Source organism: Collinsella sp. An271 (assembly GCF_002159695.1).
Taxonomy (GTDB): domain Bacteria; phylum Actinomycetota; class Coriobacteriia; order Coriobacteriales; family Coriobacteriaceae; genus Collinsella; species Collinsella ihumii.
In genome coordinates this window covers 23,734-39,347 of the sequence record NZ_NFJE01000006.1, presented here as the reverse complement: position 1 = coordinate 39,347, position 15,614 = coordinate 23,734, and the positions used below count along the sequence as shown (strand labels likewise).

Below are 15,614 nucleotides of genomic sequence, written 5' to 3'. Positions count from 1 at the left end.
CATCGGACGGCGCGGGACTCCATGTGCTATCGAGGTGCGGCCGACGGCAGCGCGCGACGGCCGGGCTCCGCGCCGTACGCGCGCGCATTGCGCGCCGCGAGCAGCACCGTGCTGCCGTTGTGCACCAGCGAGCTCGCCTGCGGGGTGACGATCCCCGTGACGCCGCCCGCCAAAAGCAGCGAATTCAAACCGATGACCTCGGCGAACGACGCGTCCATGCGAGCCGCGAGGCCCATGGAGAGCCTGCGCAGGCGCACGAGCGCATCCAGGTCGCCATCGGTGAGCGTGATATCGGCGACCTCTTTGGCGATCGCGGTCCCCGACCCCATGGCGACGCCGACATGGGCAGCGGAGAGCGCCGGCGAGTCGTTCACGCCGTCGCCCACCATCACCACGCGGCGACCCTCCAGGCGCAGCTGCTCGACGATGCCGTGCTTGTCTTCCGGCAGCAGGTCGCTTCGCCACTCGTCGATACCCGCCTCCGCGGCGATGCGCGACGCGGCGCGGGCGTTGTCGCCGGTGAGCATCACGATGCGCGTGAAGCCGAGCTCGCGCAGCTCGCGTATCGCGCGCGCCGTGCCGGGCTTGCACGGATCCTGGATGCCCACGACGCCCTTGAGCTCGCCGTCGACCGCGAGATAGAGCACGGACAGGCCGCCGAGCTCGGCGGCGATCTTCCCGCGCGCCTCGTCGGGGATGCGGACGCCCTCGTCCTCCACCACGAAATGCTCCGAGCCGATCACCGCGCGCTTGCCGTCGAGCGAGCTCGCGATGCCGTGCGCGACCAGGTACTCGACCGCCGCATGGCGCTCGCGATGCTCAAGCCCCTCCGCCGCCGCGGCGCGTACCACGGCGCGCGCCACCGGATGCGGAAAGTGCTCCTCCAAGCACGCCGCGAAGCGAAGCACCTGCGTCCTCGTCCATCCGTCAAGCGGAATGACGGCGCACACCCGGGGCGCCGCCTCGGTCAGCGTGCCGGTCTTGTCGAACACGATGGTGTCCGCCTCCGCCATGGCCTCGAAGTGCCTGGAGCCCTTAACCGTGAAGCCCTCGCGCGCCGCCTGGCTCATGGCCGAAAGGACCGCGATGGCGCCGGTGAGCTTCAAGGCGCACGAGTAGTCGACCATGAGCGCCGCGCTCGTGCGGGTGAGGTTGCGCGTCGTCAGGGCGACGATGCCCGCAAGCAGGAAGTTCCACGGCACGATTCGATCGGCGAGCCGCTCGCGGCGCGCCAGGCCCTCCGCCTTGTAGGCCTCCGCCTGCTCGACCAGGTTCACGATCGAGCGCAGCTTGGTGTCGCTCGCGCCGGCCTTGACGCGCACGTACGCCTCGCCGTCCTCCACGGCGGTGCCGGCGAACACGTCGTCGCCCACGGTGCGCTCCACCGCGAGCGGCTCGCCGGTCAGCGACGACTGGTTCACCATGGCGGTCCCCTGCTCGACCGTGCCGTCGACCGGAACGGGCATGCCGGTACGCACGACGATGAGATCGCCGGCGACAAGCGAGTCCGCAGGGACGCGGCGCTCCTCCGCTCCGCGCAGGGCCGGATCTCCGCAGGGCACGAGCTGTGCGTAATCGGGCACGTCGAGCAACGTGTAGATCAGCTGGTTTTGCGACGTGGCGCGCGTGTAGTCCTCGAGCAGCTCGCCCAAGTTGAGTAGCAGCATGGTGCTGGCGGCCGTCTTGAAATCGCGTTGCAGAAGCGAGATGCCGATGGCGGCTGCGTCGAGCACCGGCACGTCCAGGCGCGCACGGGCCAGCGAGCGCGCCGCGGCGCGGGCAAACCCCCGAAAGCCCCACAGGGTGCACAGGGCGCGCACCGGCGCGGGGAGGAACCAGCGTCGGGCGACATGGCCGCCCACGAGCGTCGCCACGTCCATCAGCAGGCCATGGGTTTTCGGTGCCAGCGCGATCTCGCACGACCCCCGCGCCACATCGATCGCCTCGGCATCGACCGCGCGCAGCACCGCCAGGGCTCCCTCGCGCTCGCCGGAGGCATAGCGCACGGCCACCGACCCGATGCGCGGGTAGACCGACACCGCGACGATGGCGGGAGCGGAGAGCAGCACGCGCCTCAGCGCGTCCAGATCCGCGTCTGGCACCCTTCCGGCAAGCTTCACGCGCATACGCCCGGGAACTTCATGCTCGATCGTTATCTGCATGATCGCACGTCTCCCCTTCATGAACGGCGGCTGCGGTGGGGACGGATCCCTCCGCAGCCACCTTTCCAGCTGTCCGGATTCGAGGCGCTACTCGGCCTTCTGCTCGACGGGCTTATCCGCCACGGCCTGCTCGTCGGCGTAGCACCCGCAGCAGCAGGCATCGTCCGCAGCCATCTCGGAGTTGAGGTACTCGGCCTCCGCCACGATGTCGTCGACCTCGGCCTTGGCCTGCTCGACGATGTCCTCGTAGCCCGCCTTGACGCGCATGCCCGCGGCGACGCCCTGAACGGCGAGGCGCTTGGCGGCGTCACTCGTGACGGCCTTGATGCCCACGGCGCCCAGCAGAGCGCCGATGCCGACGAGTGCCGCATGCGTTTTGGAAATGCTGAAGATAGACATGAGATGACCCTTCCGTGTCGCGAATGATGCCGATAGTCGTTTTTTCAACATAGTTCGCGTGCACGGTATGCCAAGGGAAACTTTTTGCCACAACACGATAGACATAGTTTCCCTTGTGAAACTATTGAGAATCTGAGGGGAGGGCCCAGGCTGCCTACAATCCTTTTTAAAGGAAACCCGCACGAAAGGATCGCCATGAAACAGCATCGGTTTTGGGCGTACGCGATGATCGTGTGCGCGCTCATGTGCGTCTACACGGGCAAGAAGCACATATAGGGAAGGCCGGAGCCCCTCCCGAAAAGACGGCGCACGGCAACGGGTTGATTGGGGACGGGTTCGTTCCAACCCATTGAACAGGAAGGACCCCGGAAGGGCAGTCGCTCTTCCGGGGTCCTTCCGCATGTCAGTATCTCGCTAGGCAAGCATCTAGCACATGGCCTCGATCTCCACCTTGGCGCCCATGGGCAGCGCACCGACCTGGAAGCAGGAGCGGGCCGGGTACGGTGCGCTGAAGAACTCCCCGTACACCTCGTTCACGTCGGCGAAGTCGGCCAGGTACACCGTGGTCTGGTTTTTCAGGGACAGTCCCCCGAATTTCACTCAGTGAAATTCGGGGGACTGTCCCTGAAAAACCGCTAAAAGACCGCTTCTATGACAGGAACACGGCCGCCTCGTAGGGGCGCAGCTCGAGCGCGCCGTCGGCATCCGACACGGGCGCATCGTCGTAGCTGCCGAGCAGGTACCGCGCACCGTCGACATCAAGCCCCGTCGCGCGCGACGGCTCGGAATCGAACGAGCACACCGTCACCAGGCGCGCATCGCCAAGCGTGCGCTCGAAGGCTATGACCTTGGGCGCCTGGGCGCCGGCATCCAGGAAGCGAACGGTGCCCTCGGCGAGCACGGGCAGCTCGTGGCGCAGCCGCACGAGCTCGCGGTAGAACTCGAACAGGGAACCGGCGACGCCGACCTCGGCCTTGGCGTTGACGAGCACGTGGTTTTCCGGCACCGCGAGCCAGGGGGTTCCCGTCGTGAAGCCCGCGTGCGGCCCTGAGGTCCACTGCATGGGCGTGCGCCCGTTGTCGCGCGAGCGCTCGTTCACGACGCGCAGCGCCTCCTCGGCCGTGGAGCCGCCCTCCATCAGGATGCGGTAGTTGTTCGTGCTCTCCACATCCGCGAAGCAGTCGATCGAAGGGTATCCCGCGTTGGTCATGCCCAGCTCGTCGCCCTGGAAGATATAGGGCGTCCCCTGCAGGGTGAACGAGCAGGTCGCGAGCATGCGGCCGACGCGCTCCCAGCTGCCGCCGCTCTCGCCGGCGCCCTCACGACCGCCGAAACGCGTGATCGCGCGCGGCTGGTCGTGGTTGTCCCAGAACAGCGCGTTCCAGCCGCCGCCCGCCTGCATGCCCTCCTGCCACGAGCGCAGGATCTCGCGCAGCCGCGCGATGTCGGGCTCCATGAGCTTCCACTTGTCGCCGTCGGCGTAGTCCACCTTCAGATGGTGGAAGCTGAACGTCTGGGTGAGCTCGTGGCGCTCGGGCGCGGTGTAGAGGATGCAGTTCTCGAGCGTGGTCGCGGCCATCTCGCCCACCGTGAGCATGCCGTCGATACCGGACGCAGCAACGAGTTCGCGCAGGTACTCGTGGACGTGCGGGCCGTCGGCCACGAGGCTGCGGCACGAGCCGTCTGGCGTGTCCTCAAAGACCTTGGGCTTGGAGATGAGGCTCACCACGTCGAAGCGGAACCCGTCCACCCCGCGCTCGCGCCAGAAGCGCACCACGTCGGCGCATGCGGCGCGCACCTCGGGGTTCGTCCAGTCAAGGTCCGGCTGGCTCACATCGTGCATGTGCAGGTACCACTTCCCCAGGCGCGGCTCCCACTCCCATGCGCTGCCGCCGAAGGCGCACTGCCAGTTGGTCGGAGGCTCGCCCGGATCTCCCGCACCGGTGCTGCCGCGCCCGTCGCGCAGGATGTAGTAGCGCCGGTAGCGCTCATCGCCCGCGAGCGCGCGCTGGAACCAGGCGTGCTCGCTCGAGGTGTGGCAGAGCACCATGTCAAGCATGACGCCGAGGTCGCGCGCATGCGCCTCGCGCACGAGCTCGTCGAAGTTGTCCATCGTGCCGTACACCGGATCGATTGCGCAGTAGTCGGAGATGTCGTAGCCGCCGTCAGCCTGGGGTGACGGGAAGAACGGCGTGATCCACAGGTAGTCGACGCCCAGATGCGCCAGGTAGTCGAGCTTGGAGGTGATGCCCGGCAGGTCGCCGACGCCGTCGCCGTCGCTGTCGCAGAAGCTCTTGATATAGATCTGGTAGACGACGCTTCGCTTGAAATCCTTCTCGATTGCAGCCATGCTGCAAGCCCCTTTCCGATGGTCCTGCCGGATGCGCTGCTGCGTCCATCCGGCGCCCCTTCTTTGGACCTTCGGGTTCGCCGGGCGATGTGCCCAGCGGACCCGGAGCGCGCGGTTAACCGCAAAACGTGATGACCGGCGTCTTTCCTTCCACAGCGTCCATGCCGCTTGCGAAGTCGAAGTCGGTCGCGTCGGCCGTAGAGGCCACGATGAAGGCCGTGGTCGCCGGGTGGCCCGCCGCGGCGATCTTTTCGGTGTCGAACGTGAGCAGCTTGGTGCCGGCCTTGACCTTGTCGCCCTGGTTCACGAAGCACGCGAAGCCGTCGCCGCCCATGTCCACGGTGTCGATGCCCACGTGGATGAGCAGCTCGACGCCGTTGTCCAGCGTGAGGCCCACGGCGTGGTTGGATGCGGGCATGGTCACGGTCACGGTGCAGTCGGCGGGCGCCACCACGGTGTCGCCGGAGGGCTCGATGCACACGCCGTCGCCCATGACCTTGCTGGCGAACATCGGGTCGGGCATCTCGGTGATGGGCATGACGCGGCCGGCAAGCGGGGCGAGCAGGGCCTGCTCGCAAGGCTCAGCACTGGCAGCGGGGGCCGGAGCGGAAGCGGGCTCGGCGTCGGTTGCGGACTCGGCAGCGGCGGCCTCGATCTTGGCGATGCCGCGGTCGGCGGCGGACAGCTGGCGCTTGCCCACGATCAGGGTGAGCACGAAGGGCACCACGATGGCGATGAGCATGCACAGCGCGAAGATGCCCCAGTAGTTGAACATGATGGACAGGATGCCCGGAAGACCACCCACGCCGATGGAGAGGGCCTTCACGCCGAAGCCCGTGCAGACCATGGCGGCGCAGGCCGAGCCGATCATTCCGCAGACGAGCGGGAACTTGTACTTGAGGTTCACGCCGAACAGCGCGGGCTCGGTGACGCCCAGGTAGCAGGAGATGCACGCGGGGATGTTCACCTGCTGGGCGCGCTCGTTGCGCTTCTGGAGCACGATCATGGCGAGCACGGCGGAACCCTGGGCGATGTTGGACAGCGCGATCATGGGCCACAGCGTGGTGTACTCGTAGATGCTCACCATCTGGGAGTCGATGGCGTTGGTCATGTGGTGCAGGCCCGTCATGACGAGCGGAGCGTAGAGCAGGCCGAACAGGGCAGCGAACAGCACGCGCACGTCGGAGGCGAGACCCCAGCTCACGGCGTTGGCGATGGCGTCGCCGATAGCCCAGCCGATGGGGCCCACGACCAGATGGGCGATGAACACCGCGGGCACGAGCGACATGAAGGGAACCACGATCATGCGCACCACGTCGGGCGTGACCTTGGTGAAGAACTTCTCGAGCCCCACCAGCACGAAGGCGGCCATGAGCGAGGCGATGACCTGGCCCTGGTAGCCGGTGCCCACAAAGGAATAGCACCCGAAGTTATAGGTGTGGGCGGCGATATCCTCCGCCGACGCGCCCGCCACCGAGAAGCCGTTCAGCAGCTGCGGCGAGACGAGCGTCAGGCCCAAGATGATGCCCAGGATGGGCGTGGTGCCCATCTTGCGCGTGACCGACCAGCAGATGCCGACCGGCAGCATGTGGAACACGGCCTCGCCGATGACCCACAGGAAGCTGTACATGCCGTTCCAGAAGACCCACATGTCGGCGATGGACTTCGTGCCGTGCTCCAGATCGAAGGCGCCGGCGTCGTTGAAGAAGTTGACCTCACCGATGATGTTGCGGAAGCCCAGAATCAGACCGCCACAGATGAGCGCGGGGATGAGCGGGGCGAAGATCTCTCCGAGCACGCCCATGGCGCGCTGAAGCGGATTCTGGTTCGCTCCCGCCGCGGCCTTGGCGGCCTCCTTCGACACGCCCTCGATGCCGGAGACCTTCGTGAACTCCTGATAGAAGTCTGCCACGTCGTTGCCGATGATGACCTGGAACTGTCCGGCCTGCGTGAACGTGCCCTTGGCGGCGGGCAGCTCCTCGATTGCCGCCACGTCCGCCTTGCCCTCGTCGACCAGCACGAAGCGCATGCGCGTCATGCAGTGGGTGACGGCAGAGATGTTCTCCTTCCCGCCCACGAGGTCGAGGAGCTTTGCGGCATCCTCTGTGTACTTTGCCATGCGGTAACCCCTTTCGCAGATAACTTATTTGAATAAGTTGCTGACGCAAGTGTACGCCCCTCGGATCAAAACTTATTTGAATAAGTTTGGCTTGCCATAAACGGTCGGTTTTTACCCGCAAACGGTTCATTGAGCAGCGAAGATGTGGCCGATTAGGCCGCTTTGGACGCCTCGGTGCCTTCCACTTGCGCGCGCTCACTTATCTGAATAAGCTGTGGGTATCCGACAACCGACGATGCGATTCTCTTGGCGGTGGATCTGTGAAAGCCCGATACGACGCTATCTTTCGCGACCTGCGCGACACCATCGAGGACGGGACCTACCCGTTCCAGTCCTTCCTCCCCTCGGAGGCGGAGCTGACCCGGTACTACACCTGCTCGCACAACACGCTTCGGCGCGCGCTCGGGCTCTTGCGCGAACAGGGCTACGTGCAGCCGGTGCACGGCAAGGGCGTGCGCGTGGTCTTCCAGAAAACGGAGCGCGAGACCTTCTCCGTCGGGCAGATCGAGTCGTTCCGCGAGGCGGGCCGGCGCTCGCATTTTCGAGCCGAGACCCGCGTGGTGGATATCCACCATCTCACCGCCACCGAGCAGATCGCCACCGCCTACGGCTTCGAGGAGGGGGTCGACCTGACCTACGTCGAGCGCGTGCGCGTCATACACGACGAGGCCCTCATCCGCGACTGCAGCCTGTTTCTCACCGAAGTCGTCCCCGACATCACCGAGGACATCGCGCGTTCGTCTATATATGAGTACATGGAGCACACGCTGGGCATCACGATCGCCATGAGCAAGCGCACCATCACCGGCGAGCGCGCCAACGAGCGTGACCGCGCGCTGCTCGACCTCGACGGCGTCGACTACCTGGCCGTCGTGGACAACCGCACCTTCGACGCGCAGGGCATCCTCATCGAGTGCACGCAGTCGCGGCACCGCCTGGACCATTTCCGCTTCCGCGATACCGCCGTACGCCAGAAGGTGTGATAAGGCGGTGCCGCTTGCCCCCGGCAGCCGAGGGGGCAAGCGGCACCGCCCAAAAAATCCAATTGTGCGCTACAGCATCCAGTCGGCGCTTTCGCGCTGCAGGCGGACCATGCGCGCGAACAGGCCGTCGGCCGCAAGCAACTCGTCGGGGCTCCCCTGCTCCACGACGCGCCCCTCGTCGAGCACCACGATCTTGTTCGCCGAGAGCACCGTGCGCATGCGGTGGGCGATCACGATGACGGTCCGGTCCGCCAGCAGCCGCGACAGCGCCGTCTGCACCGCCGTCTCGTTCTCGACGTCAAGACTCGCCGTCGCCTCGTCGAGCAGCACGACCGGTGCGTCCTTGAGCAGGGCGCGGGCGATCGAGATGCGCTGGCGCTCGCCGCCGGAAAGCTTGGAGCCGTTCTCGCCGATCATCGTGTCGTAGCCCTGCGGCATGCGGGAGACGAAGTCGTCGCAGTTGGCGGCCCGCGCCGCCGCGAGCACCTCCTCGTCGGTGGCATCGCGCCGGCCCAGGCGGATATTGCCCATCACCGTGTCGTCGAACAGCAAGACGTCTTGGAACACCACGGAGAAGTCGCGCAGCAGCGACTCGTGGTCCACGGCCGAGACGTCCACGCCGCCCACGCTCACCCGGCCATCCGACGCGTCCCAGAAGCGGGCCGCCAGGCGGGCGCACGTGGACTTGCCGGATCCAGAGGGGCCCACGAGCGCGGTGACCTCCCCCTCGCGCGCCGTGAAGCTCACATGCGAGAGCACCTGCTCCGCGCCGCCGTACGAGAAGCTCACGTCGTCGAACACCACATCATGGCCGACCGGCTCGAACGCGCCGTCTCCCGTGGCGAGCGGCTCCTCGTAAAACGAGCGCATGCGGGCGGACGCCGTGCGCGCGGAGAACAGCTCGGCGATCAGCATGAGGCACTGGTCGAACGGCGCGTAGATGCGGCTCACCACGACGAGGAAGGCGAACAGCGTCATGAACGTGCAGGTGCCGTCCATGATGAAGGCCGCGCCGGCGAGCACCGTGGTCGCAAAGCCCAGGCGCAGGATGATCTGGCCGCCGTTCACGCACACGCCGCACGCGATCTCGCTTTTGAACGCCTGGCGCTCGGCCTCGTCGACGTCGCGGCGAATGTGCTCGAGATAGCGCTCCTCTTGGTTGGTGGCGCGCACCTCGCGCACGCACTCGAGCGCTTCCTGGATATCCTCGGAGATCGCAAGCCCCCGCATGCGGGTGGCGTGCATCATCGGCTGCAGGGCCGAACGCGCGCCGAACAGTACCGCTAGGCCGACCGGGCAGCTCCACAGGGAGGCGAGGGCGAGGCGCCAGTCGAACGCGAAGAGCCCCACCGCCGCCACGCCAAGCGTGATGTAGGCGCCGTAGAGCTCCGGCAGCACATGGCTGTAGGCGTGCTCGGTCGTCTTGACGTCGGTCATGAGCGTCTCGGTGAGATCCGCGAGGTCGCGGCGGCCGAAAAACGACAGCGGCAGCTTGCGCAGGCGCTCGGCGAGGTTGATGCGCTGGCGGCCGCTCTCCTTGTAGATCACGCCGTACTGATAGTAGTAGGCGTAGTACTCCGCCATGAACAGCACGATGATGAACACGGCGAGGCCCGCCAGGTACGGAAGCGCATCGGGCAGGGCGGCGCCGTCTGTGAGGTGCGCCATGAACGCATCCATCAGCATGTAGATGATGCCGACGCCGGCGAACACGGCGATGTTGGCCGCCGCGGTCCACGCGGCGCCGAGCTTGACGTTGCGCACGCCCTCGTCGGTGAGCGCGTACTTCTCCTTGATGCTCATCGGGCATCTCCCCTCTCCGTTGACGCCGCGTCGCTCGAGATGCGCCAGCTCACGGCCTGCTCGTAATCGGCCCACATGCGCGCGTAGATGCCGCCTTCGGCTAGCAGCTGCCCATGCGAGCCCTGCTCGGCCACGCGTCCTCGGTCGAGCACCACGATGTTGTCCGCACCGCGCACCGTCGAGAGGCGATGGGCGATCATGATCACCGTGCGCGGGGCGCCGTCGCGGCTGCGCGCGAGGCGCTTGAAGGCCTTTTGGATCTTGACCTCGTTTTCCGGGTCGGCGAACGCCGTCGCCTCGTCGAGCACGACCACGGGCGCGTCCTTCAGGATCGCACGGGCGATCATGAGGCGCTGAACCTCACCGCCGGACAGATACGTGCCGCCCGTCCCCACCAGCGTGTCGACTCCTTGTGGCAGCTTCTCCAGGATGTCGTCGCACTGGGCCGCGGAAAGAGCCGCCAGGACCTCCTCGCGCGACGCTTCGGGGCGCGAGGCGCGCACGTTCTCGAGCACGGTCTGCCTGAACAGCCGGTTCGCCTGGAACACGAAGGCCACGCGGTCCATGAGGTCGTGCGGGTCGAGATCGCGCACGTCGACGCCCCCGAGCGACACGCGTCCGGAATCGACGTCCCAAAAGCGCGGGACGAGGCTCGCCGCCGTCGTCTTGCCGCCGCCCGACGGGCCCACGAGGGCCACCGTCGCGCCTGCAGGGACCTCGAAGCTCACATGGTCGAGCGCCGGCTCCTCGGCACCCTCGTACGTAAAGGTCACGTCCTCGAAGCGCACGTCGTTGCCCGCAGGGGCCTGCACCCGTCTCGGAGCCCGGATCACAGGCGCCGCCAGCACCTCGTTCACGCGCGAGACGGCGTCGGCCGCCGATTGGAACGCCTCGGACATGAACATCACGCGGGTCATGGCCGTCGGGATCACCGCGGCGAAGATCGTGTAGAACGCCACGTTCGCCACGAAGGAGGCGAAATCCGTCTCGCCAGGGGCGAGCAGTAGCGCGACCGGCACCAAGAACACCACGACGCCGTTGATGATCGTAAGCGACAGCGACTGCGGAACCTGGCACCATGTGACCGCGTAGTCCTGCGCCAGACGCGTGAACTCCTCGATCGCATCGTGGAACGCGCGGAACGAGTAGACGGTCTGCTGGAACACCTTCACCACGGGGATGCCGCGCACATATTCCGTGCCCGTCTTGTTCATCTTGACGAGCGACTCCATGTAGCGCGTCATGAAATCCATGCCCTTGCCGCCCATCATGTAGAACAGGCAGACGAGCGAGATGGCGACCGCCGCCAGGCACGCGAGGCCGAGCCGCCAGTCGAACACGAAGAACAGCACGAGCATGCCGACGATCATGGCGATGCTGCCGGCCGTGTCGGGCAGCTTGTGCGCAAGCAGGCCCTCGGTCTCGGCGGCGCAGCCGTCCACCACGCGGCGCAGCGCGCCGCTCGCATGGGTGTCGAAATAGCCGAGGCTCGTGTGCATGAGATGCTCGGTGGCGCGCTTGCGCATGTTGGAGGCGCAGCGGAAGGCGGCCGCGTGCGTGCACATGAGCCCCGCGCAGTACAGCAGGATCGAGCCCACGGCAAAGACCAGCGCCCACCATCCGTAGACGCCGATGCCCGTCGCCGCGCTCCAATCGGGTGCCACCGCGATGAGGTCGCGGGCGACGAGCCAGATGCATATATAGGGACCGAAGCTGATAAGCATCGATGCCGCCGAGAGCAAGCAGCCCACATAGGTGAGCACACGGCGTTCTTCTGCAAAATCGAGCAGCTGGGATATGGCGCCGCGCCCCTTTCCCTGGGCGGCGGACTCACCGTTTTGTCCCATGGGATACCCCCTTCTCTCTTGTTTTGTTGAGCATGTCTAACTTATCATTCGAGTGAGTGTTGGCTAACTTGCGGAGGCCAGATTGGGACGAATTCGAAACGATGCGGCATCCTGCGCGGCACCGCGGGCACGCGCCTGCGCGCACGACCGCCTCTCGATGCTCTACGAGCCGCAGGTCGAGCAGTTCGGCATCGCGCTCGAACCGTGCGGTGAAGCCCTCGCGGGCCGTGCGTCCACCGACGACGCCGACGCCGCCGTCTACGTGTACCGCATCGACGGCTGCTGCGTCGTCACCTCGCACCGCGTGCTCGTGAAACACGACATGCCGTTTTTCGAGCAATCCGTGCCGGGCTTGTGCGTCTGCACCCTTTCGCGCGACAGCCTCGCCCTGTGCCCGGTCGCGCCCCCGCGGCGCAGCCGTCCGCACGGCAACGTCGCCATCTTTGGCGACGGGGCTATGAAAAGCGACCGGTCGATCCTGCGCGCCGGAACACGGCAGGACGCGACGTCGATCATGCTTCTGCCCCGGTGGTTCGATCGGCTGGACGGCCGCGCGCGCCGCGCGGCGCGCGCCCTCATGGAGGAACCGGGCGACACGTGCATTGGGGATACCGCGGCAGCGCTCGACCGCACGATGCGCGCCTTGACGCCGCTGTTCGGCGGCAGACTCGCCAACCTGGCGATGCTGCATGCGCATACGGGGCGTGCGGCGCTGACCGCGCTCGGGTGGTACCTCGAGCGGACGCGCGCCGAGGCCGCAGCGGGCACGCGGGAGCAAAGGCAGCTGGTTCGCAGCGCGCAATGCCACGTCGGAATCAATCTGGATAAACCGCTCTCGCTCGATCAGCTCGCCCGCGACCTGCTGACCAGCCGCACGCGCCTGTGTGCCGCATTCAAGCAGGAAACGGGCGAGAGCCTGGGCGCCTACATCCGCCGAACGCGCATGGAGCGCGCCGCGGAGCTGCTGGGCAACCCCCGCCTCGACATCGCCGCCATCGCGTGCGCCGTGGGCTATCCGCGCACGTCGAGCTTCACCGTCGCCTTCGAGCACGCCTTCGGCTGCTCCCCTACCGCCTTTCGCGCGCGGTGCGGTGGCGCTCTCGGACGGGATCGTTTTTGCCCATGACGGTGCGCTGTGCCATCATGGGCAAAAACAACACCGTTCCAAACAGTGCCGCCGCCGGGAGGGCATCTCATGCGTATAGGAGAAACCTATAGGACCATCGCGATACTCGCCCTCATCGGTATACCCATCGGCATCGCGGTCGGCGCCATCGACGCGCTGTTCGGCCGCGTGCTGCTCGCCATCACCGCGTTCCGCGACGCGCGCCCCTGGCAGCTCGTCCCGTTTCTTGCCCTTGCGGGCGTGGCGATCGCATGGGCCTACCGCCGCTTCGGCAAGAACACCGGACGGGGCATGGGCCTCGTGTTCGACGTCGGCCACGGCACGGAACCCGAGATTCCCCTGCGCCTCGTCCCCCTCATCATGGGGGGCACGTGGATCACGCACCTGTTCGGCGGTAGCGCCGGCCGAGAGGGCGTGGCGGTGCAGATCGGCGCCACCCTCGCGCACTGGGTCGGAAGAAAGCTCCTCCTGCGCGATGCGGGCAACACCTTTTTGGTCTGCGGCATGGCCGCCGGCTTCGCGGGTCTGTTCCGCACGCCGCTTGCCGCCTGCGTCTTCGCCCTCGAGGTCCTGGTGGCGGGCAGGCTCGAGTACCGTGCGCTGTCCTGCGCGCTCACCGCGTCGTTTGCCGCCAGCATGACCTCGGGAGCCCTGGGGCTCGAGAAGTTCGAGGTCCCGCTTGCCGAGGCCCTCGCCATCACGCCCGCCTCGCTCGCGCAGCTCTGCCTGGCGGGCATCGTCTTCGGGCTGATCGGTGGCGCCTTCGCCTGGTGCCTCGCCGCGGCCAAGCGGCAGGCCGCGCGCATCTGCAACCCACTCGTGCGCATCGCCATCATCGGCGTCGCGCTGTCGGTCGCGCTGCTCGCACTGTGGCAGGGCCGCTACGCCGGCCTGGGCACCAACCTCATCTCCGCGAGCTTTTCTGGCAAGGGCGCTACCAGCATCTTTGTCTGGGACTGGGCGCTCAAGTTCGCCCTCACGGTCGTGACGCTCGCCGCCGGCTACCAAGGCGGCGAGGTGACCCCGCTGTTCTCCATCGGCGCGAGCCTGGGCGTCGTGCTTGCAGGCGTGCTCGGGCTTCCCCTCGAGCTGACGGCGGCGCTTGGCTACGCGGCCGTCTTCGGAGGCGCCACCAACACGATGCTCGCGCCCGTCCTCATCGGCGGCGAGGTCTTCGGCTTTGAGAACCTGCCCGCGTTCTTCGTCGTATGCGCGGTGGGCTACCTCGTGAATGGCAACCGCTCGATCTACACGGGCCAGACGCGCATCTGATGGGTTCGTTGGGGACGGGTTCGTTCCAACCCATCGGCGGCCCGAACGGCCGCCCATGGGTTGGAACGAACCCGTCCCCAACGAACCCATGGTATACTTGTTCGAACATGTTTGCCATAAGGAGGTCCTATGCGCATCGAACACGTCGCCCTGTATGTCAACGACCTGGATGCCGCCAAGCAGTTCTTCACGCGCTATTTCGGCGCCCGGTCCAACGAGCTGTACCACAACGCCACGACGGGGTTTCGTTCCTATTTCCTCTCGTTCGATGGCGGCGCGCCTCGAAATCATGACGCGACCCGACATGGACGACCTGGAGAAGCCGCTTGCAAGGACCGGCTTTGTGCATCTTGCCTTCAGCGTCGGAAGCCCCGAGGCCGTCGACCGCCTGACCGCGCAGCTCGCCGCCGACGGGTACCGGGTCGCAAGCGGCCCGCGCACCACGGGCGACGGATACTACGAGAGCTGCATCGTGGCGCTTGAGGGCAACCAGATCGAGATCACCGTGTAATCGACTGCCGCGCCCCTGCTTAGGAATCGCTTAACTCTGCCATGCGGTGCCGCACGCGCGCAGCGCTCCCCTACAATTGAAATCGATCTCGAAGGAGGCCTGCATGCTGCGCACCCACATCACCCGTCTTGTCGTCTCCGCGCTTTCGCTGGCGCTCGTGGCGCCCCTTTCCGGCTGCCTGGTCGCCGACAACACCGGATCGCGCATCGACGAGCTGAGCGACCCGTCTATCCAAGACGCCCTCGACCAGACTTCCGATGCGCTCGGTGACGTGGCCGATGCCCTCGATCAGGTGCAGAGCGACATAGCGGGCGCCATCAACGACGTGACGGGCACCCTCGAGGACCTCTCCGATCTGCCGAGCGTGCTTACCGACCTGCTCGGGAAAGACGGCGTGCTCTCCAAGGCGCAGACCGTGACGGTCGAGGACGCGCAAACGGGAGAGGCGCTCGACACCTACGACGGCGCCTCGGATATCTCACAGCTCACCGACACCCTCAGCGGCATGGATTACGCTGCATGGAGGCTCGCCGCATCGCGTCCCGACAGTCCCGAAGAGTTCATACTCCGCGTGAGCCAGACCGAGACCCTGAAGCTCGGCCAGGATCCCGACACGCTTGCGGCCAACGAGCTGTTCACCATCACCACATTCGCCGATTCGCCCGTCATCGAGCTCGACATCGCATCGCTCTCGTTCACGCCGGAGCTCGAGCTCCCCGAAGCCGATATCGCCTGCATCCGCGGCCTCGTCTAAGCTGCCAAGCAAACACAAGCAACGGCGTGAAGAAGCGCTACGGCTTCATCTATGTCGACCGCACCGATGACGACCCGCGCGAGTGCCGTCGGTACCGCAAGGATTCGTTTGCCTGGTACCACGACGTGATCGCAAGAAATGGCGCCGGGCTCACGCTGTAGGAGCGCATCACAGACCATTCGCCTGCAAAGCCCTCCGGATCCCCGCTGGGATCCGGAGGACTTTCTCCATGCGGGACGGGCGCGGCCCGCAGGCGAGCGTACCGCAAGGCGGTAGGCGCCCGACCAA

Annotated in this window: 13 protein-coding genes and 1 pseudogene; 7 read left to right on the top strand and 7 right to left on the bottom strand. The window is 66.6% G+C overall.

Annotated features, from left to right (window positions below; all coding sequences use genetic code 11):
* Positions 1-26: 26 nt before the first annotated feature.
* The 5 genes from B5F74_RS06675 to treP form a co-directional block, all read right to left on the bottom strand.
* Positions 27-2,162, bottom strand: a complete 2,136-nt coding sequence (locus tag B5F74_RS06675) for a heavy metal translocating P-type ATPase (RefSeq protein ID WP_087201075.1) — start codon at positions 2,160-2,162, stop codon at positions 27-29.
* Positions 2,163-2,249: 87 nt separating this feature from the next.
* The gene (locus tag B5F74_RS06670; protein WP_202615038.1) at positions 2,250-2,561 is read right to left on the bottom strand and encodes a DUF6110 family protein; all 312 of its coding nucleotides are present in this window, start codon (positions 2,559-2,561) and stop codon (positions 2,250-2,252) included.
* A gap of 426 nt (positions 2,562-2,987) precedes the next feature.
* The gene (locus tag B5F74_RS06665) at positions 2,988-3,161 is read right to left on the bottom strand and encodes a Rid family hydrolase (protein ID WP_087201073.1); all 174 of its coding nucleotides are present in this window, start codon (positions 3,159-3,161) and stop codon (positions 2,988-2,990) included.
* A gap of 49 nt (positions 3,162-3,210) precedes the next feature.
* Positions 3,211-4,911: an alpha,alpha-phosphotrehalase gene (locus tag B5F74_RS06660; protein ID WP_087201071.1), complete on the bottom strand. Its 1,701-nt coding sequence runs from the start codon at positions 4,909-4,911 to the stop codon at positions 3,211-3,213.
* Positions 4,912-5,026: 115 nt separating this feature from the next.
* A complete protein-coding gene (treP, locus tag B5F74_RS06655; RefSeq protein ID WP_087201069.1) occupies positions 5,027-7,030 on the bottom strand; it encodes a PTS system trehalose-specific EIIBC component in 2,004 nt (667 codons plus the stop codon).
* Between the two features lie 260 nt (positions 7,031-7,290).
* Here treP and B5F74_RS06650 point away from each other — a divergent pair, with 260 nt between their 5' ends.
* Positions 7,291-8,013 carry a UTRA domain-containing protein gene (locus B5F74_RS06650; RefSeq protein ID WP_066828608.1) on the top strand — a complete coding sequence of 241 codons (723 nt, stop codon included), beginning with the start codon at positions 7,291-7,293 and terminating at the stop codon, positions 8,011-8,013.
* Between the two features lie 69 nt (positions 8,014-8,082).
* Here B5F74_RS06650 and B5F74_RS06645 read toward each other — a convergent pair whose 3' ends face one another.
* Together B5F74_RS06645 and B5F74_RS06640 are read right to left on the bottom strand one after the other, a co-directional pair.
* Entirely contained in the window at positions 8,083-9,816 is a 1,734-nt protein-coding gene (locus B5F74_RS06645; RefSeq protein ID WP_087201067.1) for an ABC transporter ATP-binding protein, read from the bottom strand.
* Positions 9,813-11,663: an ABC transporter ATP-binding protein gene (locus tag B5F74_RS06640; protein WP_204212484.1), complete on the bottom strand. Its 1,851-nt coding sequence runs from the start codon at positions 11,661-11,663 to the stop codon at positions 9,813-9,815. The genes B5F74_RS06645 and B5F74_RS06640 overlap by 4 nt, the downstream gene beginning before the upstream one ends.
* Before the next feature lie 82 nt (positions 11,664-11,745).
* On the opposite strand from B5F74_RS06640, the gene B5F74_RS06635 reads away from it, so the two are divergent.
* From B5F74_RS06635 to B5F74_RS12610, 6 genes and pseudogenes are all read left to right on the top strand, one after another.
* Positions 11,746-12,789: an AraC family transcriptional regulator gene (locus tag B5F74_RS06635; RefSeq protein ID WP_143753819.1), complete on the top strand. Its 1,044-nt coding sequence runs from the start codon at positions 11,746-11,748 to the stop codon at positions 12,787-12,789.
* A gap of 69 nt (positions 12,790-12,858) precedes the next feature.
* A complete protein-coding gene (locus B5F74_RS06630) occupies positions 12,859-14,061 on the top strand; it encodes a chloride channel protein (RefSeq protein WP_087201061.1) in 1,203 nt (400 codons plus the stop codon).
* A gap of 129 nt (positions 14,062-14,190) precedes the next feature.
* Positions 14,191-14,271 (top strand): annotated as a pseudogene (locus B5F74_RS12625) (VOC family protein); the annotation flags it as partial.
* Between the two features lie 79 nt (positions 14,272-14,350).
* Positions 14,351-14,572, top strand: a complete 222-nt coding sequence (locus B5F74_RS12620) for a VOC family protein (protein ID WP_239283405.1) — start codon at positions 14,351-14,353, stop codon at positions 14,570-14,572.
* A 103-nt stretch (positions 14,573-14,675) separates the two neighbouring features.
* Positions 14,676-15,326, top strand: coding sequence for a hypothetical protein (locus B5F74_RS12615; protein ID WP_087201059.1), 651 nt, complete (start codon positions 14,676-14,678; stop codon positions 15,324-15,326).
* Positions 15,327-15,352: 26 nt separating this feature from the next.
* Positions 15,353-15,487, top strand: coding sequence for a family 1 glycosylhydrolase (locus tag B5F74_RS12610; RefSeq protein WP_229254065.1), 135 nt, complete (start codon positions 15,353-15,355; stop codon positions 15,485-15,487).
* Positions 15,488-15,614 lie beyond the last annotated feature (127 nt).

Excerpts from the sequence above, each read along its gene's own strand:
- B5F74_RS06675 (WP_087201075.1), bottom strand. The coding sequence starts at position 2,162 with ATGCAGATAACGATCGAGCATGAAGTTCCCGGGCGTATGCGCGTGAAG.
- B5F74_RS06670 (WP_202615038.1), bottom strand. The coding sequence starts at position 2,561 with ATGTCTATCTTCAGCATTTCCAAAACGCATGCGGCACTCGTCGGCATC.
- B5F74_RS06660 (WP_087201071.1), bottom strand. The coding sequence starts at position 4,911 with ATGGCTGCAATCGAGAAGGATTTCAAGCGAAGCGTCGTCTACCAGATC.
- treP (WP_087201069.1), bottom strand. The coding sequence starts at position 7,030 with ATGGCAAAGTACACAGAGGATGCCGCAAAGCTCCTCGACCTCGTGGGC.
- B5F74_RS06645 (WP_087201067.1), bottom strand. The coding sequence starts at position 9,816 with ATGAGCATCAAGGAGAAGTACGCGCTCACCGACGAGGGCGTGCGCAAC.
- B5F74_RS06640 (WP_204212484.1), bottom strand. The coding sequence starts at position 11,663 with ATGGGACAAAACGGTGAGTCCGCCGCCCAGGGAAAGGGGCGCGGCGCC.
- B5F74_RS06630 (WP_087201061.1), top strand. The coding sequence starts at position 12,859 with ATGCGTATAGGAGAAACCTATAGGACCATCGCGATACTCGCCCTCATC.
- B5F74_RS12620 (WP_239283405.1), top strand. The coding sequence starts at position 14,351 with ATGACGCGACCCGACATGGACGACCTGGAGAAGCCGCTTGCAAGGACC.
- B5F74_RS12615 (WP_087201059.1), top strand. The coding sequence starts at position 14,676 with ATGCTGCGCACCCACATCACCCGTCTTGTCGTCTCCGCGCTTTCGCTG.